This is a genomic window from Rhizobium sp. HT1-10, from assembly GCF_049472505.1.
In the GTDB taxonomy this organism is placed as follows: Bacteria; Pseudomonadota; Alphaproteobacteria; order Rhizobiales; family Rhizobiaceae; genus Rhizobium.
Map to the genome: position 1 here is coordinate 176,788 of NZ_JBCEBQ010000007.1, position 24,676 is coordinate 201,463.

Annotated in this window: 21 protein-coding genes and 1 pseudogene; 13 read left to right on the forward strand and 9 right to left on the reverse strand. The window is 63.5% G+C overall.

All coding sequences use genetic code 11. From position 1 onward, the window contains the following. Positions 1–229: 229 nt before the first annotated feature. The 4 genes from hutG to VH564_RS18110 all read left to right on the forward strand — a co-directional run bounded on the left by hutG (position 230) and on the right by VH564_RS18110 (position 4,054). Positions 230–1,033, forward strand: a complete 804-nt coding sequence (hutG, locus tag VH564_RS18095) for an N-formylglutamate deformylase (protein ID WP_423341251.1) — start codon at positions 230–232, stop codon at positions 1,031–1,033. 12 nt (positions 1,034–1,045) lie between these two features. Then, a complete protein-coding gene (gene hutU / locus VH564_RS18100; RefSeq protein WP_423341252.1) occupies positions 1,046–2,719 on the forward strand; it encodes a urocanate hydratase in 1,674 nt (557 codons plus the stop codon). Between the two features lie 181 nt (positions 2,720–2,900). After that, a complete protein-coding gene (locus tag VH564_RS18105; RefSeq protein ID WP_423341253.1) occupies positions 2,901–3,560 on the forward strand; it encodes a sulfite oxidase-like oxidoreductase in 660 nt (219 codons plus the stop codon). Between the two features lie 197 nt (positions 3,561–3,757). After that, the gene (locus VH564_RS18110) at positions 3,758–4,054 is read left to right on the forward strand and encodes a hypothetical protein (RefSeq protein ID WP_423341254.1); all 297 of its coding nucleotides are present in this window, start codon (positions 3,758–3,760) and stop codon (positions 4,052–4,054) included. Between the two features lie 15 nt (positions 4,055–4,069). Here the strand turns inward: VH564_RS18110 and VH564_RS18115 are convergent, their stop codons facing one another. Beyond that, positions 4,070–5,299 (reverse strand): ROK family protein, encoded by a 1,230-nt coding sequence (locus VH564_RS18115; protein WP_423341255.1) that lies wholly within the window; start codon positions 5,297–5,299, stop codon positions 4,070–4,072. 239 nt (positions 5,300–5,538) lie between these two features. Here VH564_RS18115 and VH564_RS18120 point away from each other — a divergent pair, with 239 nt between their 5' ends. From VH564_RS18120 to VH564_RS18145, 6 genes are all read left to right on the forward strand, one after another. Further along, positions 5,539–6,792, forward strand: a complete 1,254-nt coding sequence (locus VH564_RS18120; RefSeq protein ID WP_423341256.1) for an extracellular solute-binding protein — start codon at positions 5,539–5,541, stop codon at positions 6,790–6,792. Positions 6,793–6,868: 76 nt separating this feature from the next. Next, a complete protein-coding gene (locus VH564_RS18125) occupies positions 6,869–7,753 on the forward strand; it encodes a carbohydrate ABC transporter permease (protein ID WP_423341257.1) in 885 nt (294 codons plus the stop codon). Next, the gene (locus tag VH564_RS18130) at positions 7,753–8,598 is read left to right on the forward strand and encodes a carbohydrate ABC transporter permease (protein WP_423341258.1); all 846 of its coding nucleotides are present in this window, start codon (positions 7,753–7,755) and stop codon (positions 8,596–8,598) included. Before VH564_RS18125 ends, VH564_RS18130 begins: the two co-directional genes overlap by 1 nt. Positions 8,599–8,602: 4 nt before the next feature. Next, positions 8,603–9,616 carry an SIS domain-containing protein gene (locus tag VH564_RS18135; RefSeq protein WP_423341259.1) on the forward strand — a complete coding sequence of 338 codons (1,014 nt, stop codon included), beginning with the start codon at positions 8,603–8,605 and terminating at the stop codon, positions 9,614–9,616. Continuing rightward, a complete protein-coding gene (locus VH564_RS18140; RefSeq protein WP_423341260.1) occupies positions 9,616–10,548 on the forward strand; it encodes a PfkB family carbohydrate kinase in 933 nt (310 codons plus the stop codon). The genes VH564_RS18135 and VH564_RS18140 overlap by 1 nt, the downstream gene beginning before the upstream one ends. Then, on the forward strand, positions 10,545–11,624 hold the full coding sequence (locus VH564_RS18145) for an ABC transporter ATP-binding protein (protein WP_423341261.1): 1,080 nt from the start codon (positions 10,545–10,547) through the stop codon (positions 11,622–11,624). Before VH564_RS18140 ends, VH564_RS18145 begins: the two co-directional genes overlap by 4 nt. Positions 11,625–11,689: 65 nt before the next feature. Here VH564_RS18145 and VH564_RS18150 read toward each other — a convergent pair whose 3' ends face one another. After that, positions 11,690–12,079 carry a type II toxin-antitoxin system VapC family toxin gene (locus tag VH564_RS18150; protein ID WP_423341262.1) on the reverse strand — a complete coding sequence of 130 codons (390 nt, stop codon included), beginning with the start codon at positions 12,077–12,079 and terminating at the stop codon, positions 11,690–11,692. Then, a complete protein-coding gene (locus tag VH564_RS18155) occupies positions 12,079–12,300 on the reverse strand; it encodes a type II toxin-antitoxin system VapB family antitoxin (RefSeq protein WP_423341263.1) in 222 nt (73 codons plus the stop codon). The genes VH564_RS18150 and VH564_RS18155 overlap by 1 nt, the downstream gene beginning before the upstream one ends. Before the next feature lie 154 nt (positions 12,301–12,454). Between VH564_RS18155 and VH564_RS18160 the strand changes: the two genes are divergently transcribed. Continuing rightward, a complete protein-coding gene (locus tag VH564_RS18160) occupies positions 12,455–13,192 on the forward strand; it encodes an SDR family NAD(P)-dependent oxidoreductase (protein ID WP_423341264.1) in 738 nt (245 codons plus the stop codon). 59 nt (positions 13,193–13,251) lie between these two features. On the opposite strand, the gene VH564_RS18165 is transcribed toward VH564_RS18160, so the two are convergent. Together VH564_RS18165 and VH564_RS18170 are read right to left on the reverse strand one after the other, a co-directional pair. Beyond that, a complete protein-coding gene (locus VH564_RS18165) occupies positions 13,252–13,782 on the reverse strand; it encodes a PAS domain-containing protein (protein WP_423341265.1) in 531 nt (176 codons plus the stop codon). Between the two features lie 228 nt (positions 13,783–14,010). Further along, the gene (locus VH564_RS18170; RefSeq protein WP_423341266.1) at positions 14,011–14,499 is read right to left on the reverse strand and encodes an Lrp/AsnC family transcriptional regulator; all 489 of its coding nucleotides are present in this window, start codon (positions 14,497–14,499) and stop codon (positions 14,011–14,013) included. A 146-nt stretch (positions 14,500–14,645) separates the two neighbouring features. Here VH564_RS18170 and VH564_RS18175 point away from each other — a divergent pair, with 146 nt between their 5' ends. Together VH564_RS18175 and VH564_RS18180 are read left to right on the forward strand one after the other, a co-directional pair. Further along, positions 14,646–15,398 carry a tryptophan 2,3-dioxygenase family protein gene (locus VH564_RS18175; RefSeq protein ID WP_423341267.1) on the forward strand — a complete coding sequence of 251 codons (753 nt, stop codon included), beginning with the start codon at positions 14,646–14,648 and terminating at the stop codon, positions 15,396–15,398. 169 nt (positions 15,399–15,567) lie between these two features. Beyond that, on the forward strand, positions 15,568–17,370 hold the full coding sequence (locus VH564_RS18180; protein ID WP_423341268.1) for a M23 family metallopeptidase: 1,803 nt from the start codon (positions 15,568–15,570) through the stop codon (positions 17,368–17,370). A 21-nt stretch (positions 17,371–17,391) separates the two neighbouring features. On the opposite strand, the gene VH564_RS18185 is transcribed toward VH564_RS18180, so the two are convergent. From VH564_RS18185 to VH564_RS18200, 4 genes and pseudogenes are all read right to left on the reverse strand, one after another. Next, a complete protein-coding gene (locus tag VH564_RS18185; RefSeq protein WP_423341269.1) occupies positions 17,392–18,132 on the reverse strand; it encodes a dienelactone hydrolase family protein in 741 nt (246 codons plus the stop codon). A 64-nt stretch (positions 18,133–18,196) separates the two neighbouring features. Further along, entirely contained in the window at positions 18,197–20,212 is a 2,016-nt protein-coding gene (locus tag VH564_RS18190) for a response regulator (RefSeq protein ID WP_423341375.1), read from the reverse strand. Next, positions 20,207–21,925 (reverse strand): annotated as a pseudogene (locus VH564_RS18195) (PAS domain S-box protein); the annotation flags it as partial. The pseudogene VH564_RS18195 and the gene VH564_RS18190, both read right to left, overlap by 6 nt. 573 nt (positions 21,926–22,498) lie before the next feature. Beyond that, positions 22,499–24,640 carry a putative bifunctional diguanylate cyclase/phosphodiesterase gene (locus VH564_RS18200; protein ID WP_423341270.1) on the reverse strand — a complete coding sequence of 714 codons (2,142 nt, stop codon included), beginning with the start codon at positions 24,638–24,640 and terminating at the stop codon, positions 22,499–22,501. Positions 24,641–24,676: the final 36 nt, after the last annotated feature.

Below are 24,676 nucleotides of genomic sequence, written 5' to 3' on the forward strand. Positions count from 1 at the left end.
ACCGCGCCCTTGAGACTGCGCACGTCCCCCACACTCCCCTCTTCCCTGTGCTCGTCACAGGGATCCAGTGCGCCGCGTCTGCGGCGCGGGAGACATCTTACGTCCCGCACAGGTTCTCTCATCGCGCAGACGTGCGATGGCTGGATTCCTGTGACGAGCACAGGAATGAGGGAGGTGTGGTCGTCGCGTCTCTCAATGCCATGCTGAAAACTTCCAGGGAGACCATGCAATGACCGCCCCCGTGTTCGAGGTTCGCCAGGGTTCCTCGCCCGTCATTCTCGGCTTTCCCCATACCGGCACCGATGTGCCAGTCGAGATCTGGGAGCGGCTGAACGACAATGGGCGGATACTGGCCGACACCGACTGGCACATCCACAGGCTCTATGACGGGCTCATCGCCGATGCGACGACGGTGCGCGCCACGTTCCACCGCTATGTGATCGATGCCAACCGCGATCCCAATGGTTCGAGCCTGTACCCGGGTCAGAACACCACCGGGCTCATCCCCGAGACAGATTTCGACGGCAAGGCGATCTGGAAGGCCGGTGCCGAGCCGACCGAGGCCGACATAGCAGCGCGACGGGCCGCATACCACGCGCCCTACCATGCGGCGCTTGCGGCCGAAATCGCGCGCGTAAAATCGATCCACGGCATCGCGGTGCTCTACGACTGCCATTCGATCCGCGCCAACATTCCCTTCCTGTTCGACGGCCGGCTGCCGGACTTCAACATCGGCACCGACATGGGCAGGACTTGCGCAGCCAAGATCGAGGCTGCCGCAACAGACATTGCCGGCGCCTCCGGTTTCACCAGCATTCTCAACGGCCGCTTCAAGGGCGGCTGGACCACCCGTCATTACGGCCAGCCCCAGACCGGCGTCCATGCCATCCAGATGGAGCTTGCCCAGGCGACGCATCTGACGACCGAAGTCCCACCCTTTGCCTATGATACAGCCAAGGCCGAGGCGCTGCGCATTCCGCTCAAATCCATCCTGTCGCGCATCGAACAGATCGCGCTCGACCTCATCCGCTAAGGGAGCTTTGCCATGCCCAATTCACGCCACAACATCCGCGAAATCCGGGCACCGCGCGGCCCTGAGCTCAATACCAAGAGCTGGATGACCGAAGCGCCGCTGCGCATGCTGATGAACAACCTCGACCCCGACGTCGCCGAAAACCCCAACGAACTGGTGGTTTACGGCGGCATCGGCCGGGCAACCCGCACCTGGGAAGATTTCGACAGCATCGTCGCGACGCTGAAGACGCTGACCGAGGAAGAGACGCTGCTGGTGCAATCCGGCAAGCCGGTCGGCGTGTTCCGCACCCACAAGGACGCGCCGCGCGTTCTCATCGCCAATTCCAACCTGGTGCCGCACTGGGCGACCTGGGATCATTTCAACGAGCTTGATAAGAAGGGCCTCGCCATGTACGGCCAGATGACGGCCGGCTCGTGGATCTATATCGGGGCGCAGGGCATCGTCCAGGGCACCTACGAGACCTTCGTCGAGGCCGGCCGCCAGCATTATGGCGGCAGCCTGAAGGGTAAGTGGATTCTGACCGGCGGTCTCGGCGGCATGGGCGGCGCCCAGCCGCTCGCCGCCGTCATGGCCGGCGCCTGCTGCCTCGCCGTCGAATGCGACGAGACCCGCGCCGATTTCCGCCTGCGCACCCGCTATGTCGATGAAAAGACCCACAGCCTCGACGAGGCGCTGGCCAAGATCGACGCGTGGACCAAGGCCGGCGAGGCGAAATCGATCGCGTTGATCGGAAACGCCGCCGAAATCTTCCCGGAGCTCTACAAGCGCGGCGTCCGCCCGGACGTTGTCACCGACCAGACCTCCGCCCACGATCCGCTGCACGGCTACCTGCCACTCGGCTGGACGGTCGCCGAATGGAAGTCGAAGCAGGAGACGGCGCCGAAGGAAGTCGAGGCCGCCGCCCGCGCCTCGATGAAGATCCACGTCGCTGCCATGGTCGACTTCTGGAACGCCGGCGTGCCGACGCTCGACTACGGCAACAACATCCGCCAGGTCGCCAAGGACGAGGGTCTGGAAAACGCCTTTGCCTTCCCCGGCTTCGTGCCGGCCTATATCCGCCCGCTGTTCTGCCGCGGCATCGGCCCGTTCCGCTGGGCGGCGCTGTCTGGTGACCCGGAGGACATCTACAAGACCGACGCCAAGGTCAAGGAACTGACGCCCGGCAACACGCACCTCCACAACTGGCTCGACATGGCGCGCGAGCGCATCGCCTTCCAGGGCCTGCCGGCGCGCATCTGCTGGGTCGGCCTCGGCGACCGCGACCGGATCGGGCTTGCCTTCAACGAGATGGTCAAGAACGGCGAGCTCTCGGCCCCCGTCGTCATCGGCCGCGACCACCTGGATTCCGGCTCCGTCGCTTCGCCGAACCGCGAGACCGAAGCGATGAAAGACGGCTCTGACGCCGTGTCCGACTGGCCGCTGCTCAACGCCCTGCTCAACACGGCCTCCGGCGCCACCTGGGTGTCGATCCATCATGGTGGCGGCGTCGGCATGGGCTTCTCGCAGCATGCCGGCATGGTCATCTGCTGCGACGGCTCGGAAGACGCCGCCCGCCGCATCGGTCGCGTGCTGTGGAACGACCCGGCCACCGGCGTCATGCGCCACGCCGACGCCGGCTACGAAATCGCAGTGGATTGCGCCAAGGAAAAGGGCCTGCGGCTGCCGGGAATTCTCGGCAACTGAGGCCTCTGACGGGGCCGCTGCCTATGGCGGCGGCGGCCCCCTCTGCGCACGGACTATTCGACTTGCATCGCGCCTCGGGGAGCGACGCCCTCAGGTATCTCGCTATCGGGCTGAGGAGAACGTTCCTTGACAGCTCCGGGCGCCGATGGCCTATTGGGCGTTGTAATGCGAGGATACAACCATGGCCGACGAGCCCCTTCCCGACAGCAAATTGACCACGTCAAAGCGCCGTTGGGCCGCCGAAGGCAAGTTCCTGACCGGGCGGGTCGGCCGGCCGGAAACCGAACGCCTGCCGCCGGGCCAGCATCTGGTGACGAACTGGCCGGTGCTCGATCTTGGCACGCAGCCGCACATCGAGATCTCCAGCTGGAAGCTCGAGGTCGGCGGCCGCGTAGAGACGCCGTTGTCGCTGGATTGGGCCGCTTTCGAGGCGCTGGAGCAGAGCCAGAAGGTGAGCGACATCCACTGCGTCACCACCTGGTCGCGCTACGACAACCGATGGCAGGGCGTCTCGACCCGCGATCTGCTCGATCATGCCATGCCTAAGCAGGATGCCGACTATGTCATGCTGACCAGCTATGACGGCTATACGACCAACCTACCGCTGGCCGATTTCGCTGCCGACGACGCGATCCTGGCGACGGCCTGGGAGGGGCAGCCGCTCAGCCGTGACCACGGCGGTCCCATGCGCCTCGTCGTGCCGCATCTCTATTTCTGGAAGAGTGCCAAGTGGCTGCGCCGCATCGACCTGATGAAGTCCGACAAGGCCGGCTTCTGGGAGAAGAACGGCTATCACATGTACGGCGATCCCTGGCGCGAACAACGCTATTCGGACGATTGAGCCACTCGCTTCAGAGAAGCAGCAGCCTATCCGTACGACGCTCGGCTGGGACCATCCCGATCGACGCGATGTGCCTCCGCCGCTCTCGTTCGCGCTGTTTCCTCAATTTCGCCGTGATCGGCAGGCTTGGCCGGAACTTCCCGGCGCGCGGCGTGTTTTCCTGGCAGAAAATTCAACCTGACTGACAGGAGAGCATGATGTTTCTCAAGATTATCGCCGCTTCCGCCCTCGCGCTCAGCATGGCAAGCGTCGCCGTGGCCGAGCCGCTGACCCTGCGCGTTGTTCCGAAAGGTCCCCGCGTCGTGACGGTCTACAGCGCCATCATCGACCACTCGAAGGATGGCATTCGCCCCGATGGCGTGATCAACAGTGAGGTCGCCTTCATCGGCACGACCAATCGCACGCCGATCCGCATCCAGTGCGATTCCAATCCCTCCACCTCGGTCATGCGTACCAACACGTTTGACGCCGCACCGCTGTCCGATTGCCCTTAAGCGCCTGACATCAACTCAGGATACGCCGTTGAGACGTGTCTTGAGGATTGCGGAAAACCGCGGGTCGAAAGCCCGGCTGATCGGTTCGGCGGCCGCGCCGAGCGCTACGGCCCAGGGGTCCGTCATCCCGAGTTGAAGTCTGGGCAAGGTCCGCGTCGGCCGGTCGGCGATCGACGGTAGCAGGGGATGGATGGCGTCCATCAGGCGGCGGGCGAGGGGCTCCGGCGCGCTGCCGCAGAGAATTACCGTTTGCGGGTCAAAGATCGTTTCGATCAACTGGATGCTCCAGCGCAGGTCGATGGCAGCGTGACTGATCCACGCGTCCAGTCGTTGCGCATCGTCGGCGGTGGCGACTGCGGCGAGTTTTTGCTGAAGGTCCGGGTCGGCGGGGTCTAACCCCATGTGCTGATAAAGCGAGGCCAGCGCGGCGCGGTGCTCGAGCGGCTGCAGCCGGTCGCCGTTGGGGGCCGGTGGTGTGAGAACCATCCCCAGTTCCCCGGCGTTGCCGTTTGCGCCGCTGTAGAGTTCGCCGTTGACGATGATGCCCGCGCCGATACCGTAGCCGAGAAACAGGCAAACGGCATTGTCGAGGCCGTGGGCAGCGCCGACCATGCGTTCGGCCGTGGCGGAGGCGGCAGCGTCGTTCTGCAATCCGACTTGCAGACCTGTCCCGGCTGCCAGCGTCTCCAGCAGCGGGAAATTCTGCCAGGCTGCCATCATCCACGGATCGTCTTCCGTGCTTTCCAGCCCGAAAGGCCCCGGCATGGCAACGCCGAGGCCGACCAGCCGCTTTTCGGAGGCTGCATCCCGTTGCATGAGTTGCGCCCTGACATTTTCTATAAGGTCGAGAATGACCTGGACGCCCTGCGCCGGCCCGCCCTGCGGAAGGTTGGCCTCGGCCCTGGCCAAGGCGCAACCGAGCAGATCAACACCGGCGGCCCGGGTCACGTGTCGGTCGATCTGCAATCCGATGGCAAAGGCGCCGCCGGCAACCAGCTGGTAGGGCGTTGAGGGCTGCCCCCTGCCCTTGCGCACAACCTCAAGCGAAACGACCAGTCCGTCGCGCTGGAGCTCTTCGATAATGTTCGACACCGCCTGCTTCGACAGGTTGGTTGCCCGGGCCAGGTCGGCCCGCGACAGCTGGCCGTTCAAGCGCAACGCGTCGATCATCACCCGCCGGTTATGGGCACTGGTGCCTTCCTGATTGGTACCCGATGTGGCGCGTATCGGACGTTTGTCGCTCATTCGTAAATTCCCCTTGACAGCAGTTAAGTGTTGAACGACAAATTAAGTCAAGACAATTGACTTAATAAGAAGCCGCAAGAGCTTCAGGGAACGCAGACGGCCGCAGCAGGATAGCGCGGCGACCGAATCAACGCTCCGAGACATCAGGCGCCGCGCAACCGCGACACCTTACAACGAGGTCCGATTGCGGCGAGGAGCGCCGCAGTTGGCGATACCATCGTCATTTACTGGAGGCAGGAATGTTGAAATCCACGCGTAGGGCGCTTGTCGGCGCCAACATTATCGGTACGGCTTTGATCGGCGTCTCCTTCGCCGCCGAAGCGCATGCGGAAACCACCTTGAGCGCGCTGTTCATGGCGCAGGCGGCCTATAGCGAAGCCGACGTCCGGGCGATGACCGACGCCTTCACCAAGGCCAATCCCGATATCAAGGTCAATCTCGAATTCGTCCCCTACGAGGGCCTGCACGACAAAACGGTGCTGGCGCAGGGCTCCGGTGGCGGCTACGACGTGGCTCTGTTCGACGTCATCTGGCCGGCCGAATATGCCACCAACAAGGTGCTGTCCGACGTCTCCGGTCGTATCACCGACGACATGAAGAAGGGCGTGCTGCCCGGCGCCTGGACGACGGTCCAGTACGAAAACAAGTACTACGGCGTGCCGTGGATCCTCGATACGAAATACCTCTTCTACAACAAGGAAATCCTGGCCAAGGCCGGCATCGCGACGCCGCCGAAGACCTGGGAAGAGCTGTCGGCTGATGCCAAGATCATCAAGGACAAGGGCCTGCTGGCGACGCCGATCGCCTGGAGCTGGTCGCAGGCGGAAGCCGCCATCTGCGATTACGCGACCCTGGTCAGCGCCTTCGGCGGCAAGTTCCTTGATGGCGGCAAGCCTGCCTTCCAGTCGGGCGGCGGTCTCGATGCGTTGAAGTATATGGTGGCAAGCTACACGTCGGGCATCAGCAATCCGAATTCCAAGGAATTCCTGGAAGAGGATGTCCGCAAGGTGTTTGAGAACGGCGATGCCGCTTTCGCGCTGAACTGGACCTACATGTACAACCTCGCCAACGATCCGAAGGAAAGCAAGGTTGCCGGCAAGGTCGGCGTCGTGCCCGCCCCGGGCGTTGCCGGCAAGAGCGAACTCTCCGCCGTCAACGGCTCGATGGGCCTCGGCATCACCGCGAGCAGCACCCATCAGGACGAGGCCTGGAAGTACATCACCTTCATGACCTCGCAGGCCGTGCAGAACCAGTACGCCAAGCTGAGCCTGCCGATCTGGGCATCGTCCTACGATGACCCGGCCGTCACCGCCGGCCAGGAAGAGCTGATCGGCGCTGCCAAGCATTCGCTGGCCGCCATGTTCCCGCGTCCTTCGACCCCGAAGTACCAGGAAATGTCGACGGCGCTGCAGCAGGCGATCCAGGAATCGCTGCTCGGCCAGGCAAAGCCGGAAGACGCGCTGAAAACGGCCGCCGAAAACAGCGGCCTCTGATCCGACGCCTACTCCCCGGGCGGCGGCTGTCCGTCGCCCGATAGTCCTTAATTCCGACGCTTGAAGAGGGTCGCCCATGTCCGGCACCTGGATGACAACCCGCGCCTGGCTGCTGATGCTGCCGTTGCTTGCGGTGATGGTCGCCGTCATCGGCTGGCCGCTGATCGATACCATCGGCCTGTCCTTTACCGACGCCAAGCTGGTCGGCACGTCCGGCAGCTTCGTCGGCGTCGACAACTATGTGAAAATGGTCTCGAGCACGAACTTCCAGCGGACGCTCTGGACGACGGCCCAGTTCGCCGTCGTCTCCGTTGCGGCCGAGATGGTGATCGGCGTGCTGGCTGCCCTGTTGCTGAACCAGCGGTTTCGCGGCCGCACCGTGCTCCGGGCGCTGATGATCCTGCCCTGGGCGCTGCCGACCGTCGTCAACGCGACGCTGTGGCGGCTGATCTACAATCCGGAATACGGCGCGCTGAACGCGGCGCTGACGCAACTCGGACTGATGGACGCCTACCGCTCCTGGCTCGGCGAGCCCGGCACGGCAATGATTGCGCTGATCGTCGCCGATTGCTGGAAGAATTTCCCGCTGGTGGCGCTGATCGCGCTTGCCGCCCTGCAGTCGGTGCCGCGCGACATCGTCGCCGCTTCGCTGGTCGACGGCGCCGGGCCGTTCAACCGCTTCCGTTTCGTCACCCTGCCCTATCTCGCCGGGCCGCTGATGGTGGCTCTGGTGCTGCGCACCATCGAGGCCTTCAAGGTGTTCGACATCATCTGGGTGATGACCCGCGGGGGACCAGCCAACAGCACCCGCTCGCTGTCGATCCTGGTCTATCAGGAGGCCTTCTCCTTCCAGCGGGCAGGTTCAGGCGCATCGCTTGCGCTGATGATCACGCTCCTGGTCATGCTGCTGGCTGCCGCCTATGCCGGCATCGTCCGCAAGACCGCCGGGAGTGCCGCCTGATGGAACGCCAGAGCCCGCTGTTTTCCGCTTTCATCCATGTCTGCGCGCTGCTGCTTGCCGCCGTCATCTTGGCGCCGATCGCCTGGCTGTTCGTGATGAGCATTTCGCCGGCTGCCGATCTCGCCGCCAAGCCGCTGCACTGGTGGCCGCAGACGATGGATTTCTCGCGCTACGCCATGCTGCTGTCGACCGCCGAGAACAGCGCCGGCGCCGCCTTCGTGGCGTCGTTGGTGAATTCCATCGAGGTTGCCGGAATGGCGACCATTGCCGGGCTGGCGCTCGCCATTCCGTCGGCCTGGGCCGTGTCGCGCACGCCGTCGGTGTCTTGGTCGCTCTACATGGTGATCGCCACCTACATGCTGCCGCCGGTGGCGCTGGCCGTACCGCTCTACATGGGCCTTGCCCATCTCGGCATGCTCAACAATGTCTTCGGGCTGGCCCTGGTCTATCTGACGATCCTGGCGCCGTTCACGACCTGGCTGATGAAATCGGGCTTCGATTCGATCCCGCGCGAGATCGAGGCGGCGGCGATGATGGATGGCGCCGGGCTGTTTGCGACGCTGAGGATCATCACCCTGCCGCTGGCGGCGCCCGTCATGGCGACCTCGGCGCTGTTTGCTTTCCTGCTTGCCTGGGACGAATTCTTCTATGCGCTGCTGTTCACTTCGGACCAGCGCGCCAAGACCCTCACGGTTGCCATCGCCGATCTGGCCGGCGGGCGTGTTTCCGATTACGGACTGATCGCCGCGGCCGGCGTGCTTGCCGCCCTGCCGCCGGTGGTGATCGGTCTTTTCATGCAGCGTGCCCTTATTTCCGGGCTGACCAGCGGCGGCGTCAAAGGATGATCCCATGAGCAACGACAACCGCCCGACCGGCCTGCAGGCCATCGACCGCGAGATGGCCCGCCAGCACGCCGATGCACTGACCTCCTATGCCGACAACCACGCCATGGCCGCCCGCGTCGCCGCCTCGTTGACGGCGACAAAGAAGCTGCTGCTGCTCGGCATGGGCGGCTCCCACGCCGTCAGCCGCGCGGTCGAGCCACTGTACCGCTCGCTCGGCATCGAGGCGATCGCCGTGACGCTTTCGGAACAGCTCGGCCAGCCGCTGTCGATCGAGGGTCGCACCATCATCGTCACCTCCCAGTCCGGCGAAAGCGCCGAGGTGCTGCGGTGGTTTTCCGAGACTGGCGGTACGCCCGACACATTCGGGCTGACGCTGGAGGCCGGTTCGTCGCTGGCCAAGGCCGCACCATCGCTGGTCGGCGCCGGCGGCACGGAGCTCGCTTTTGCCGCGACACGCAGCCTGACTGTGTCCTTCGCCCTGCACCTTGCCATCCTGGCGGCACTCGGTGCCGATCCCTCTGCGGCGCTGGTGGCGCTGCATGCGCCTGAGGCCAACGATATCGAGCCGGCGCTAGCAGCTTTCGCCGATGTCGCCACCGTCGTCACTTCTGGCCGGCGCCTGCAGGGACTGGCTGAAGCACTGGCGCTCGGGCTGACGGAATTGTCGCGCCTGCCCTGCTTCTCGCTCGAGGGCGGTCAGCTGCGCCACGGCCCGATGGAAATGCTCGGACCGAAGATCGGCGTCGTGCTGTTTCGCGGCAGCGATGCAACCGCCCCGCTGGTCACCGTGATGGCCGCATCCGCTGTCGAGGCTGGCGCGCCTGTCGTCGTTTTCGATTGCTCGGGAGAAACACCGGTGGCCGGCACGACGACCATCCGTTTCAAGCCGGCCTCCGACCTTGCGGCAATCTTTGCCATGCTGCCGGTGGCCCAGCGCCTGATGATCGCATTTGCCGCAACCCGCGCTGAAAATGCCGGGACGCCGGTGCGTTCGACCAAGATTACCCGGAGCGAATGATGAAGCCTCTTGCCGTCATCGGCAATGTCAATGTCGACCTGATCCTCGGCCCCGCCGCCCCCTGGCCGAAGCCCGGCACCGAGATCATCGTCGATCACGATGAACTGCGCGTCGGAGGCTCGGCCGGCAACAGCGCGCTCGCCTGGGCCGCACTCGGCGTCGATTTCACCATCGCCGCCAACGTCGGCAGCGACGAATTCGGCCGCTGGCTGCGCGAGGCGTTCGGCGCCCGCGCCGACAGATGGCCGGTGCGTCCCGAGGGTACGACGCTTTCGGTGGGGATTACCCATCCGGATGGCGAGCGGACCTTTTTCACCACCCGCGGCCATCTTCCGCGCTTCTGCCTCGCGGACGTCCTTGATAGCGTCGACGGGTCACAGCTTGCCGGCGGGTATGCATTGCTCTGCGGCGGCTTCCTGACCGACGATTTGACGGCCGACTATCCGGCCCTGTTCGACTGGGCCGACAGTCACGACATCACCGTGGTGCTCGACACCGGCTGGCCGCTCGACGGCTGGACGGAGGCCAACCGTGCCGCCACCCGCGGCTGGCTTGCCCGCTGCGGCGGCGTGCTGATGAACGAGGTCGAGACGACCACGCTTGCCGGTCTCGCCGATCCGCGCGAGGCCGCCCGCAGCCTCAAGGCCGGGATGCGCGACGGCGCCATCGTCGTCGTCAAGTGCGGCGCCGACGGGGCGATCGGCATCGACGCCGACGGTACGCTGGCGGAAGCAGCTGCCCCCGCCGTCACGGTCGTCGACACGATCGGCGCCGGCGATGTCTTCAACGCCGGCTTCCTGGCGGCGCTGTCTGCCGGCGAGCCGCTGCAGGCCTGCCTCACCGCCGGTACCCGCATCGCCTCGCAGGCGATTTCCACCCTGCCCCGCAGCTACAGTGGCCCGCTTGCCACCGCCGAGGAGACCCCGCGATGAGCGCGCTCGAAATCCGCAACGTCCAGAAGACCTATGGCGAAGTCGTCACCCTCAAGGGCATCGACATCGCGCTCGAGAGCGGCGAGTTCCTGGTGCTGCTCGGCCCCTCCGGCTGCGGCAAGTCGACCTTGCTCAACATCATCGCCGGACTGGCGGAAGCGTCCGGTGGAGACATCCTGATCGGCGGCCAGTCGGTCATCAAGGCCCACCCAAAGGACCGTGACATCGCCATGGTGTTCCAGTCCTATGCGCTCTATCCGAACCTCACCGTCCGTCGCAACATCGGCTTCGGCCTGGAGATGCGCAAGGTACCGGCCGATGAGCGGGAAAAGGCCGTTCTGGAAGCGGCAAAATTGCTGAAGATCGAGAACCTGCTCGACCGCAAGCCGGGCCAGCTTTCCGGCGGCCAGCGGCAGCGCGTCGCCATCGGCCGGGCGCTGGTGCGCAAGCCGCAGGTGTTCCTGTTCGACGAGCCGCTGTCGAACCTCGACGCCAAGCTGCGGATGGAGACGCGCACCGAGCTGAAGCGGCTGCACCAGTTGCTGAAGACCACCGTCGTCTATGTCACCCACGATCAGATCGAGGCGATGACGCTCGCCACCCGCATCGCCGTCATGCGCGACGGCCGGATCGAGCAGTTGGGAACGCCATCGGAAATCTATGACCGCCCGGCCAGCCTCTATGTCGCCGGCTTCGTCGGTGCCCCGCCGATGAACATGATCGATGTCACGGTCCGTGGCGAGACGCTTGTGATCGCTGGCTCGGAAGCCGCGGTGCCTCTGCCTGCCCGATTCCATGGGAAGGTGCAGGACGGTCAGTTGCTTATTCTCGGCATCCGCCCGGAAGCGCTGGATCTGGCCGAGGCAAGCCCGGCCAGCGTTGGCTTGCCGACCCGGGTGGACGTCTCGGAGCTGACGGGACCGGAGCTGGTGATCACGGCACTGATCGGCAGCCAACGGCTCACTGCCTGCGTGCCGCCGCGCTCGACGATCACGGATGGTGCCGCGTTGACGCTGTTTTTCGAGCAGGACTCTGTCCATCTGTTCGATCCGAAGACCGGCATGGCGATCGCCTAGCGCGCCGCCGTCCAACGGGGCTGTTCCTCGTTGCGCCATACCGCGGCGGAAGATCTGATCTCCGCTCAGGCGATCTCGATATCGGTGGCGGCAAATCCGCCGCCGGAAAACAGCAGCGGCTGGCGATAGTAGCGGGCACAGGCGTAGGTCAGGCAGTCGTCGAGGTCGAGACCAGCGGGTGCATCGCCGAAAGCGGCCCGGGCTTCCATCGCCAGGAATGCGGCGCGCGGCGGCACGGCGACCGATTGGATGTTCATCAGCTGCAGGTACGTCTTCACCGCGTCGGTCGCTTCGCCAAGCGGCAGGCCCAGCCGTGCCGTCAGCCCGATCACTGTCTGTGCCACGGCCATCGGCGACGTCAGGCGTACCGACGAGGCCTGCATGCGCCGCGAGAACTCCCGGGCGGCCGTTTCGTCGGTCATCATCGCCAGCATCACGGATGTATCGACGAACATCAGCGTGCCTCGCCGTCGGCTTCGGTGTGCGCCCTCGCTCTTGCCTGAAGGTCTCGGCAGAAGGCGACGGCAATGTCTTCCAGCACCGGCTTTGACAGCTCCGCGTCGAGCGCCTGCTGCAGCGCCCGGCGTACCGCCTCGGTCTTTGACGGCGCCTGGATCAGCATCTGGTAACGACGCGCCAGGCGGTCGATGGCGTCATCCTTGATGTAGAGCGGCATGGCATTGTCCCTCGTGGTGCCCCGGTGTTACGGCTTGCAAAGGCGCTGGACAAGCTGTCGTGTGCAAGGCAGATGATGGTTGCCGAAGATGTGGTATCCCGGCGCTTCGGGTGGCCGGACTAGCTTTATCTCCGCTGGAAGGCAAGGATCGATCATGACCCGTCCCGTTGCGCTCGTTTCCGGATCGACATCAGGCATCGGTGCTGCCATCGCGCAGCGCCTGAGCAGCGAGGGCTATGCGATCGTCCTGCATTCTCGCCAGTCCGTCGATGCCGGTCGGGCGCAGGCCGAGGCATTGCCGGTGGCAGCCTATATCCAGGCCGATCTCGCTATCGACGCAGACAGGGTCAGGCTGGTCGAGGAGGCCGTCGGGCAGTGGGGTCGGATCGACGTGCTCGTCAACAATGCCGGAATGAGCCACGTCATCCCGCATGCCGACCTTTCCGCAGCCTCGCCTGCGATCTGGCAGCAGCTCTATGAGGTCAACGTCGTCGCGCCGTTCCGTCTGGTTGCCGAGGCCGAACCTGCGCTGCGAGCCGCGGCCCGATCCGGCAGACCCGGCTGTGTCGTCAATATCAGCTCGCACGCCGGCGTTCGGCCCAAGGGAGCCTCTATACCCTATGCGGCGGCCAAGGCCGCGCTGAACCATGCGACGCGCCTGCTCGCGCTGTCTCTCGCGCCCGACATCCGCGTCAACGCCGTGGCCCCCGGCCTGGTCGACACGCCACTGACCGCAGACTGGACGGCCGCTCAGACGCTCTGGCGCGACCATTCGCCGATGCGCCGCGCGGCGACGCCCGAGGACATTGCGCAACTGGTCTGGATGCTTGTGTCCTCGGATTACATGACGGGTGAAATCCTGCTGGCCGACGGCGGGATGAATCTCACCTAGTGTCGGGAAAGTCTCGAGACGTCGGGAAGCGAGGCGGACGGCCAGATCTCGCGTGGCCCTCAATGGGGATGGTGCTGTCGCAGGGCTGGTGCTGGCTCGTCAGAAAGGTCTTCCAGCACGTCGCGTAGCGTTCGGGCAATATCGAGCCTGCCACTTTTCAGGGCGGCGCGATGCGCTTGGCCGCAAAGGTCCTGCAGCGTGACGCTCTCCTGGACGACGGGCACGACAGGAAACACGATGCCGGCATATTGCGCGGGCGTTCCGTCGGTATTGCGAAAGCAGCGACCGAAGGACATGATTTCGGTGTAGAAATCATTGCCTGACTCGACACGGTAGTTCTGCTGGCATGGATGCCCAGATACCACGGCGTCGTGCACGGCCTTTGCGACACGCGCCTTGTCTTCGGGATGGACACGATTGAGGTAGCGCTCCATCGGCAGCCCCGCCATGGTGTCCACGGGATCGAGGCCGAAAACACGCGCAAATGCGCTGTCAGCGAAGAACTGGTCAGTGGCAATGTCCCAGGTAAAAACACCTGAGTCCAGTGATGATGGCTGTGATTGCTGGATTAGAACCGTCTCGCTTGCCATGGCCCCCTCCGTAACTCATACAACACTAGCGCGAGGGCGTTCAACTGCAAGGGACAGTACGCTAAAATAATGCGAAGCGCCAATAGACACCAACGTCGCCACACACAGTATTGTGAACTTTGAATGCCGAACGCATGTTGCCGGCCTTGAGGCTCGCCGGCAGCGGCACGTTTCGACATTCTTGAGCCCATCTTGCCGTTTCGGGCCGTCATCGCCGCAATATCTGGCCTAATCCCCGCGACCGTCCGTCTCCCGTGCATGCTTGACGGCTTCCGCAAAAGAGATGTCGGTCTTGATCTCCCGCGTCGACATGGAGGTCACCGTGCGGCGGACGCCTGGCAACCGACTAAGTTCTTGACGCAACTGACGGTCGAGCGAGGCCATGTCGACCGCGAGGACATGCAGCAGGTAATCCGCCTCGCCCGTCGTGGCGTGACAGCGCCATATCAGCGGATTGCGCCGCACCGCTGCCTCGAAGGCGTCGGACAGCTCGAAGTCGATGGAGACCTGGACGAAGGCTTCGAGCCCGAAGCCGAGTTGTGCCGGATCGAGCGAGGTCCCATAGCCCCGTATCAGCCCCGCCTCTTCCAAGGCCTTGACGCGTTTCCAGCACGGCGTCTTGCTTAGTCCGACATGCTCGGCGAGCGCAGCGAAGGAGATGCGGGCGTCGTCTTCCAGCGCGGCGATGATGCGCAAGTCCAGGGCACTGAGGGTCATCGTTCTCTCCGGGATCGAAATTGGCACCGATCGTTCCACATTCAGCCGTCAGCTGATAACAAAAAGAAACAATGTTCAACTGAAACTTCCGTATCCTGAAGGCATACGAAGCACGCCAAAGCGCGGGAATTTCAGGGGAACGACCGATGGACAAGCAGCAGTACTGGGCCCGTATCGAAGCGCCCGAGATGAGGGACTACGGCGTCTACCTTCAATGCGACAAGCTGCTGACATGCCAGAAACCGCTGGCCGACATGGCCAATGCCGACGAATTGCAGTTCCAGATCGTCCATCAGGTCGAGGAACTATGGATGAAGCTCATCGCCTACACGCTGGTCGAAGTGATCGGCTTTATCGAGGAAGACAATGCCAACCGCATCGTCACGCTGATGGGCCGCGTCCACCGGCTGATGCGGATGATGACCAGTCAGCTCGACATGCTCGAGACCATGTCGCCCAAGGAATATCAGGAAATTCGCCTGCAGCTTGGCAATGGCAGCGGCCAGGAGTCGCCCGGCTTCAAGTTACTCTTGCGCATGCCGCCGGATCTCTGGCGGGCCTTCAAGACCACCTATCTCGATGGCAAGGGGCTGAGCGTCGAGGACGTCTATGACGGCAAATACGACCATGGAGACAGCTATGTCGTCGCCGAGGCGCTGATAGAGTTCGACGAACTGTTCCAGAAGTTCCGGGCACACCACCTCTATCTGATCCACCGGTCGATCGGGCTCGGGTCGAAGTCGCTGAAAGGCAGGCCCGTGGACCTGTTGCAGGCCGGCGCCCGCCATCGCTTCTTCCCCGATCTCTGGGATATCCGCTGTACGATGACCGACGCCTGGGGCAGCACCTACGGCGTCGTGCGCGATTCCATATCCAAGCCGGAAGGTGGAACCGACTAGAGCAAGCTTGCAAAACAGATAGTGAGGAGCCGCGGGTGGAAGCAATCCGAACCTTGCGCAAGGGTTGCGTCGATCTGTGGAAATTGAAGGTCACTGGCGGATTGCCTAGTTTTGGCCACGTTCTCCCATAGTTTGGGGCCGACCGAACTCCGAGGGGCTATCCGTTTTCATGACTGAAGGTCCGCTATATGTCCAGTTTCCCGCGGAAGCGGCGATACCGGCGCAGCCGCATCATGAGACATTTCACCTGCCGTTCCTGCCGCGCTCGGCCCATGCGCGCCATCTGATCGGGCTGACGCTTGCCAGTGCCGGCTCCATTGCGTTGATGGCGGCCGTGCTTTATCCGCTGATCACGCGAAGTGCGGTCGCGCTCCCTGTCCTTGCCCATCCTGCAGAAATCGTCCAGCCGATGCCGCTCGCGCTCAAAGGCAACCGGCTTGAAGGCAAGCGTCATTTCGACGGCAACCGGTTTGCCCAGGTGGCCGAAAAGACATCAAGCGGCGAGACGCGCATATTCACCTATCACCGGCTGACGCTGGTGTTCAACGGCGACGCCGAACAGCGCCCGGAGACCGCCTCATCCTTCGCGACCGACAACGAGAACGAGATCGAAACGGCATCGGCGACGCCTGCTGTCGAGACCTATAGCGGCGGCGGCTCCACGCAATCCGTAAACCTTGCCTCGCAGCGGCGCTCCCGCTTCCCGACCCGGGGCGTGCCGCTCAATGTCAGCGTTGCAACGCCTGCCGTTGCCAAGCCGCAGCATGCGTTCCAGCGGCTGGTGTCGATGCCGAAAAGCCGGCAGGATCTCTCCGACATCCTTAAGAGCGCCGGCATCGGAACGGATCATCGCGACGAGTTGGTTCAGGCGCTGTCGACGGATGCCGTGGCACCGGGCGACAGCCTCGAATTGCTGATGGAGAAGGGCGACGCGCAGCCGAAGCTGATCATGGCCAAGCTGCGTGGCGAAGACGGCAGCGAGCGTGTTGTCGCGCGCAACGATTCCGACCGCTTCGTGCCTCTGTCGGACGACCGGCTGTTTTCGACCCTCTACAGCGAAAGCCAGCCCGATGCGCCGTCTTCCTCCGAGGTCGCGGCGGTCGATCTCAAGGACCTCGGGAGCGGCGATCAGGCGGCGGTGCGCGAACGCCTGTCGAAGGCCGGCTTGTCGCAGGACGCTGGCGAACACCTGATAGAACTTGCCGCGGCCAAGGGCATTCCGCTCGTCGGCACGGACGGTGCGCCTGATAGTGTCGACCTGCTGTTCCGCAAATCCGACGAGAGCGGCAACCAGCTGATGTTCATCGAATTCCACTCCGGCGATGAGGCGCACCGCTTCTATCTGCACAAGGATGGCTCGGATACATCGGAGTATTACGACGAGAAGGGGCACTCGGTTGCCAAGGTGCTGAACCACAAGCCGGTGCCGAACGGGAAACTGGGCGACGGCTTTGCCTGGCGCATCCATCCGATCCTTGGCGTCCGAAAATTCCACAACGGGGTCGACTATCGCGCGCCGATGGGAAGTCCCATTATGGCGGCCGGAGACGGCACCGTTGAGCTCATCTCCTCGCAGGTCGGATACGGCAAATATATCCGCATCCGCCACGATGGCGGGTATGAGACCACCTATGCCCATATCTCGTCGACGCCTTCAGGCCTCAAGGTGGGCCAGCGCGTCAAGCAGGGCCAAGTGATCGCCTATGTCGGCTCGACGGGTTACTCGACCGGCCCACACCTCTATTACGAGCTGCGCGTCAACGGCCGCTACGAGAACCCGCTGACCGCCAAGCTGCCGGCGGGCACCAACCTCACGGGGGCGTCGCTCGACAGCCTGCGCTCGCAGGTCGATCATGTCGATAGCATCATGAGCTATCTCGACGTGCCGCCGACTGAATCAGCGCCCTCTGAGCTTCCGATGGACCGACCGTTCGGCGTCTTCAACGGCCATATGCCGCACGCTAGGCGTTGATTCACCCGGGCACCGGACCTATCAGCCCAGGGTTTCGCTGAAGAGGTCGAGGAGCCTCTTCCAGTGCCGCTCGGCGGCCCGTTCGTCGTAGACGCCGTCCCGGTCGGGGATGGTCCAGCCATGGGCTGCGCCGACATAGTTTTCGATGATGTAATCGATTTCGGCGACGCGTAGCGCTTCGGCCAGCCGCGCCGACTGTTCCGGCGGAAAGGACCCGTCTACGCCGGCATTGCCGACATAGATCCGCGCCTTGCCCTTGGCGGCCATCCTGTGCGGGCTGTCTTCCTGCTCCGTTGCGAGGCCGCCGCCATGAAAGCTCGCGGCCGCCACAACGCGATCGGGAAAGGCGCCGGCCGCCGTCAGCGCCCGTCCGCCGCCCATGCAATAGCCGACCGTACCGACCGCGCCGCTCGCGCCCTCGTCATCGAGCACCTTCAGAAACGCCGCCGTATCGCTGCGCGTCATGGCCTGCGTCGTCCCGTTTATCATTCCCATGATCTCGTCGCGCTCTTTCGGGTCGGAGAAGGAGGCGAAGGTGAACGGCCCATAGGCGCCGTATCGATAGAAAAGATCCGGCAGCAGGACGAGATATCCATGGTCGGCCAGCCGCTGCGCCATACCGTCCAGCGTCGGCCGGGGGCCGAAGGCGTCCATGTAGAGGATGATGCCGGGGGCGGAGGTTCCGTCGGGATGCTTGTCGCTGCGGAAGATCGCCGCCTTGGCAACGCCGTCGTCGGTGCTGATGTCGATGCTCTTCTTCATGGCTTTCCTATCCTCTTGTGGCCTTCGCCCGATTGCCGGTGCCCCATCGATGAAGCGGCCTGGATCAGGTCCGTGACGCCGCGATGGCTCGCATCAAGGTGTGATTGTCGTAAGGTTTACGCAAGAGCACCGGTTTCGGACCATCGCCGATTGCTGGCGCCTCGGACGTGCCTGTCGCAAAGACAATGCCGATCTGCGGATAGAGCTCGCGGATCTTCTCGGCCAGCGCATCGCCCGAAATGCCGGGGAGCCCGAGATCGGTCAGCAGAATATCGAAGCGCTCGGACTTGACGAGAATCAGCGCTTCCTCGGCGCTGCCGGCATCCACGACTTCATATCCCTCGTCCTGCAACTGTTCGACCGTATCGAGCCGGATCAGCGCCTCGTCCTCCACCACCAGGATCTTCAGCGGACGGGGGGATCGGACCGGGTTCACCGCCGCCGCTGTTTCGACATTCGCCGCGTTGATCATGTCGAGCTGCCGCTGGTCGAGGAGTTGTCTAATTCGGCGGGCCAGTGCTTCGCGACTATAGGGCTTCGACAGCAATTCCACACCCGCATCCAGCCTGCCGCCGTGGACGATGGAGTTTTCGGTGTAGCCCGAGGTGAAGAGGACTGCCATGTCGGGCTGCCGCTGCTTGGCCTTGCGCGCCAGCTCGGCACTCTTCAGCGGACCGGGCATGACGACGTCGGTAAACAGCAAGTCGATGGCCACGCCACTTTCGATGACGGTCAGGGCACTCGCTGCGTCGACGGCCTTCAGCACCCGATAACCGAGATCGCCCAGCATCTCGACGACGGTTGCCCGCACGTCCTCATCGTCCTCGGCAACCAGGATGGTTTCCGTGCCACCGCTGGTCGGGCCGTGTTCGGTCTCGGCCAGACGGTCCTCGGCCTGAATGGAGCGCGGCAAATAGATCCGGATCGTCGTGCCCTGCCTGTCCTCGCTGTAGACCTTGACGTGCCCGCCTGACTGCTTGACGAAACCGTAGACCATGGACAAACCAAGGCCGGTGCCCCTGCCGAGCGGCTTGGTCGAGAAGAACGGCTCGAAGACTTTCTCGATGATGGCGGACGGGATGCCGCTGCCGGTGTCGGTGACGGCGACCATGACATACTGGCCGGCCTCGACGTCTATGTGCTTGCGCGCGTAGTCCTCGTCGATGAAAGCGTTGTTGACCTCGATCGTCAATGTGCCGCTGCCTTCCATGGCGTCCCGCGCGTTGATGGCGAGATTGAGGATGGCGTTCTGGATCTGCGCCGGGTCGACGAAGGTATTCCACAGGCCGCCGCCCTGGATCGTTTCGATCTCGATCTCCTCGCCAAGGGTGCTGCGCAGCATGTCGCCCATGCCGGCTACGAGGCGGCCGACATTGATCACGCGCGGCTCCAGCGCCTGCCGCCTGCCGAAGGCAAGCAATTGGGCTGCCAGCTTCGAGCCGCGATTGACGCCGGCCAGCGCATTGTCGATCCGCTGCCGGGCGCGCTCGTTGTCGGCGACTTCCTTGCTCAGCAGCTGGAGATTGCCTGACACCACCTGCAGCAGATTGTTGAAGTCGTGGGCGACGCCGCCGGTCAGCTGGCCGATCGCTTCCATCTTCTGGGCCTGGCGCAGCTGTTCCTCGATCTGGTCAAGGGCTGCGGCCTGCTCCTTTTCAGCTGTTATGTCGCGGCCATAGGCAAAGATTCGCTCATCCTGCAGCGAAAAACGCCAGGAGAGCCACCGCGCCGAGCCGTTCTTGTGGCGATAGCGGCATTCAAAACTCTTCAACTCCGAAACGGATGCGGCGTCGCGAAGCGCGCGCCGGTAGCCGGGCAGCGCGTCGGGCCAGACATAATCGAACACCGGCTGGCCGATGACCTCAGGCTTTGCGTGCCCAAGCACGGCCGGCCAGGCCGGATTGACGGCCTGTATAGTCCCGTCGGTTCCCAGGATAACAAGGAGATCGCGAGAGTTGCGCCATACGCGATCGAGGTCGGCGGTGCGGGCCGTCACCTGCCGCTCCAGCGAATTCGCAAGGTGCTGTAGGTCCTGCTCCGCGCGGCGCCTTTCAACCGCCGTGCGCGTCCTCTCAGCCACGTCGCGAATGAAGGCGAGCTCCTCTGCGGTCCATTCCCTGGCGGTCGCGTGGTTGAGATAGAGCAGCGCAACGATGCCGCCCTGCTCGGAGATCGGCATGTTGACGACCGACTGGGCGCTGATGCCAATCAGACTGGCCGCATTGGCTGATGTGCGAGGATCTTTCTCGGCATCCGCGAAGACCACCGTCTGACCGCGCTTCAGGTCTTCGATATAGCTGCCGTAGTCACGGAATTGCAGCACACCTGCCAAAGTCTTGATACCCGGCGCGTTCCAGTCGCGGGCTATGGTTATGGTCTCGTGGATAGGGTCGATGGTGCCGTATCCAGCCCGGCTCACATTCAGAGCCTGTCCCAGGATCCTTGCGGCGTTGAAAGCGATGTCGTCGGGGTCGTCGGTCTCGCGAAAGCTGTCGTTAAGGGCGATCAGCGCCGTGCGGCGATCCTGCTGCAGGCGTATGTCGGTAATATCGCTATCGACGCAGATCACGCCGACGAACTCGCCGCTGCCGTCGTAGCGGGGCTGGGCTTCTGAGCGGATCAGCCGGTAGTCGCCCGCCGCATTGCGATAGCGAGCCTCGAGCGAAAAGCAGCTCTTGTTGCGCACTGACTGCCTGAAAACCGCGACCAGCGCATCCCGGTCGTCCGGATGAACGGTCTCGCCCCAGTTGAATGTCGGGACGGCGCTTTCGTCGATATTCCAGAAGGCTCGCTTGCTGGCGTTGAAGTAGACGCTGTCGCCGCTCTCGTTGCTCATCCACAGCATGACAGGCGCATTTTCGGCAATCAGTCGAAAGCGCGCTTCGCTCTCGCGCACCGCTTCCTCGGCTGCGCGGCGATCGGTGATGTCGTTGCCCTGGATGAAGATGCTTGTGACGATGCCATTTTCGTCGAAGATCGGCTGGTAGACGAAATCGATGTACCGCTCGGTGCGTCGGCCGTCGTCCTGATCCAGGACGAGCAGCGCCGACTGGCCGATGAAGGGCTGGCCGGAGCTAAAGACCTGGTCGAGCAGGTTGACAAAGCCCTGCTCGACTTCGGGCAGCGCGTCCCTGACGGCCCTGCCGATGATGGGCCGCGAGCCGACCAGGCTGTGATAGGCCCTGTTGGCGATCTCGAAGACGTGATCCGGACCGACGGTGGTGGCGACAAAGCCGGGCGCCTGCTCGAACATCTTGCGCAGCCGCTCGCCCTCGCCCAGCAAACGCTGCTCGGCCCGCACCTTGTCCGTGGTCTCGACAACCACCGACATCACGCCGATGGGCCGCCCCTCCTCGTCAAGCACCGGCGAGTAGTCGAGGTTCATCCAGACCTGCTCGGGCCGACCATTACGATAGAGGGTCAGCTCCTGGTCACGGTAGGCCAGAGTTTTGCCGGCAAGACAGGTTCTTACGACATGGTCATTGAAGTCGGCCACTTCTGGCCAGCCTTCCCGCACCTTCGAGCCGAACAGCTGCGGATGGCGATTGCCAGCGAATATGGAATAGGCATCGTTGTAGATCATGATGCCGTCCTCGCCCCACAATGTGACGATCGGAACAGGCGAGCGCAGCAAGAGGCTACAGGTTGCCTTCAAGCCTTCGGACCAGTCTTCGATGGGGCCGAGACTTGTCTGGGACCAGGCAAATGTGGCCATGATCTCGGCGGCTTGCCCACCGCCGGACAGAAATGCCAGTCCCGGGGCTTCCGCTGTCTTCGCCATCGTTTCACTCATCGTTCATCGGCGCCTCGATATCCGAGGCATGCGCAGTCTCTATTTTAATCCGTTTGCTACCGGTCATTGCCGACAGCGGGCCGTACCAACGGCTTTGAAATATGAAGGCGAAGCCGATTGGCAAGGTATCTGCATCTTTTATTATATGGGTTGTACGCGTTCGCGTCCGACAGCCCCGTGAAATGGATCAAGCCATGCGCGACGGCAGGCGCGGCAAGCCGCCCTTTGTATGTGTCGACAGGCTGCACATGTGCGGGACGTCCGGTAGGGAGCGCTCCCTACCGGACAAAATCGATCCGTTGCCTTGCATAACGGATTTTTTTGATTATCTTCAATTCATCTGAAACGTAACGAAAGGAAGGTGATCCAATGTCTAATGAGATTTCGGTACTCGTGATGGACATGGGAATTGTTGAGAACGAAGCGAGGCAGCCCTCGCTCTGATCCCACCTTCCTGCGGGTCGCGCTTGCGATCCTGGTCTTTCACAGGCCAAAGCTCATGGAGGGCCGCTTCAAAGCGGCCCTTTTTGATTCCGGCGACCGGGACGATCTACTACATCGGCACCGGGATCGTCAGGCGACCTTGATCGTCACAGCATCTCTTTCGGCTCTTCTTCCGGTCTCCAGCTCCTGGCTGCGACGGTTCTCGATAAAAGCCTCGGTTTCCGGGCGTGGCATAGGCCGGCCGATCAGGTATCCCTGCCCCTCTCCAAATCCCTCTTTCTTCAGCGCGCGCATCTGTTCTTCGGTCTCGATGCCTTCGGCCGTCGTCGTGGCCCGGAACCCCACGCCGATCCCGACCACTGCGCGCACGATCGAAAGGCTGCCGGGATCCGTTTCGATACCGGAGACGAAACTGCGGTCGAGCTTGATCTTGTCGAAGGGAAAGGCCCGGAGATAACCGAGCGACGAATAGCCGGTGCCGAAGTCATCGATCGCGATGCGAATACCGAGGGCTTTCATCTCGTGCAACAGCGGTACGCTCTGGGCGGTGTCGGAGATGAACACCGACTCGGTGATTTCGATCTCCAATCGCTCTGGCGCGAGCGTGCTGTCCTCGAGCACCGATGTGATGGTTGCCAGCAGGCCCTGGTGGCGGAACTGGCACACCGACAGATTGACAGCGACCCTCAATTGGTCCGGCCAGCCTGCCGCCGCGTTGCAGGCTTCGCGCAGCACCCAGGCGCCGATTGTGGTGATCAGCCCGGTTTCCTCGGCGACGGGAATGAATTCCTGGGGTGCGACGAGGCCGCGCTGCGGATGGCGCCACCGCAGCAGCGCTTCGAAGCCGACGAGCCGATCGTCCTTCAGCGAGACAATCGGCTGATAGTGCAGTTCGAACTGATGATGGTCGATTGCCTGGCGCAGTTCGACCATCAGGTCGTGGCGGCGCTTGGCCACGAGCCGCATGGAAATCTCGTAGAACCGGTAGGTCGACCGTCCCGCAGCTTTCGCGGCATAGAGGGCGAGGTCGGCATTGCGCAGCAGCACCTCGGCATCGCCACCGTCTTGCGGGGCGACGGCAATGCCGATGCTGCAGCTGATATATTCCTGGATGCCGTCAAGATCGATCGGCTGCCCAAGAGATGCCAGCAGTTGGTCGGCAAAATCGCGGGCGCGCGCTATGCCGCCTGCGACCTGCAGCGCCACGGCAAATTCATCGCCGCCGAGCCGGGCAATGAGGTCTTCGCTGCGGGTCAGGCGCCTGAGACGCGTCGCAACCTCGCGCAGCAGGGTATCGCCGGCGGGATGGCCCATGCTGTCGTTGATGTGCTTGAAATGGTCGATGTCGAAGTAGAGAAGCGCGACAGGATTGTCTTCCGTCGCCTGGTCGATCAGGTCGCGGATATGATCGGAAAAGAACGAGCGGTTCGGTAGTCCGGTCAATGCGTCGTGCATGGCGATGTGGGCCATCTTCGCTTCCACCGCGCGCGACACCGTCACATCCTCGGTGATGCCGAGAAGATAGCGCGGGCGCACCCCATCCGGCGACGGCAGGGCACGCTTGAAGGTGCGCACCAGTCGCCGCTCGCCGTCGTAGCCTTCCATCTCTTCCTCGACAGTCAATGTCTGGTCGGTGTCGAGGGTCATCTGGTCCTGTTCGCTGAACCGCTTGGACTGGGAGGGCGAAAACAGCTCCTTGTCGGTTTTCCCGACGATATCGGCCGAACTCAAGCCGACCAGGGCGCTGCTTGCCTGATTATGAAGCACGTATCGGCCTTCATCCATCACGTCCTTGACGAAGACGCCGACGGGCAGGTTTTCGACAATGCTGTCGAGAAGGGACTGGGTATCGCTTGCCTGCTGGTGGGCGGCATTGACCTCGGTTCTGTCCTGAACCACCGCGAGGATCGCTGCCGATCCCTCGAAGCGGACGCTGCGACCGTAGGTGACAACTTCGAAGATATCACCATTGGCCTTCAGGTGCTGCCAGCGCTTGACCCGCTCCATGTCGGTGCCACCGGCCACGGCTTCGATCATCCGTTGACGCTCGCTCGCTGGGCGGATGTCGAGCACGGTCATCTGCAGGTATTCCGCCGCACTGTAGCCGTAGAGCGCGACGGCGGCTTCGTTGACGATCAGGAAACGCAGGCTGACAGGGTCGTAGACCCACATCGGACTTGGATGGGTGGCAAACAGCGAACGGAAATCGTCATCGGTCGACCCAACGGGCGCTCCGGCCGGAAGACTGTTCGATAGCTTGTTTTTCCCCACTGAACCCGCTCCAACGCGATCGCTGCCATGTCCCTG

Coding starts and splice junctions, on each gene's coding strand:
- VH564_RS18165 (WP_423341265.1), bottom strand. CDS start 13,782: ATGGCAAGCGAGACGGTTCTAATCCAGCAATCACAGCCATCATCACTG.
- VH564_RS18150 (WP_423341262.1), bottom strand. CDS start 12,079: ATGTTCGTCGATACATCCGTGATGCTGGCGATGATGACCGACGAAACG.
- VH564_RS18160 (WP_423341264.1), top strand. CDS start 12,455: ATGACCCGTCCCGTTGCGCTCGTTTCCGGATCGACATCAGGCATCGGT.
- VH564_RS18180 (WP_423341268.1), top strand. CDS start 15,568: ATGACTGAAGGTCCGCTATATGTCCAGTTTCCCGCGGAAGCGGCGATA.
- VH564_RS18115 (WP_423341255.1), bottom strand. CDS start 5,299: ATGAGCGACAAACGTCCGATACGCGCCACATCGGGTACCAATCAGGAA.
- VH564_RS18135 (WP_423341259.1), top strand. CDS start 8,603: ATGAGCAACGACAACCGCCCGACCGGCCTGCAGGCCATCGACCGCGAG.
- VH564_RS18140 (WP_423341260.1), top strand. CDS start 9,616: ATGAAGCCTCTTGCCGTCATCGGCAATGTCAATGTCGACCTGATCCTC.
- VH564_RS18110 (WP_423341254.1), top strand. CDS start 3,758: ATGTTTCTCAAGATTATCGCCGCTTCCGCCCTCGCGCTCAGCATGGCA.
- VH564_RS18185 (WP_423341269.1), bottom strand. CDS start 18,132: ATGAAGAAGAGCATCGACATCAGCACCGACGACGGCGTTGCCAAGGCG.
- VH564_RS18125 (WP_423341257.1), top strand. CDS start 6,869: ATGTCCGGCACCTGGATGACAACCCGCGCCTGGCTGCTGATGCTGCCG.
- VH564_RS18145 (WP_423341261.1), top strand. CDS start 10,545: ATGAGCGCGCTCGAAATCCGCAACGTCCAGAAGACCTATGGCGAAGTC.
- hutG (WP_423341251.1), top strand. CDS start 230: ATGACCGCCCCCGTGTTCGAGGTTCGCCAGGGTTCCTCGCCCGTCATT.
- VH564_RS18130 (WP_423341258.1), top strand. CDS start 7,753: ATGGAACGCCAGAGCCCGCTGTTTTCCGCTTTCATCCATGTCTGCGCG.
- VH564_RS18155 (WP_423341263.1), bottom strand. CDS start 12,300: ATGCCGCTCTACATCAAGGATGACGCCATCGACCGCCTGGCGCGTCGT.
- VH564_RS18105 (WP_423341253.1), top strand. CDS start 2,901: ATGGCCGACGAGCCCCTTCCCGACAGCAAATTGACCACGTCAAAGCGC.
- VH564_RS18120 (WP_423341256.1), top strand. CDS start 5,539: ATGTTGAAATCCACGCGTAGGGCGCTTGTCGGCGCCAACATTATCGGT.
- VH564_RS18170 (WP_423341266.1), bottom strand. CDS start 14,499: ATGACCCTCAGTGCCCTGGACTTGCGCATCATCGCCGCGCTGGAAGAC.
- hutU (WP_423341252.1), top strand. CDS start 1,046: ATGCCCAATTCACGCCACAACATCCGCGAAATCCGGGCACCGCGCGGC.
- VH564_RS18175 (WP_423341267.1), top strand. CDS start 14,646: ATGGACAAGCAGCAGTACTGGGCCCGTATCGAAGCGCCCGAGATGAGG.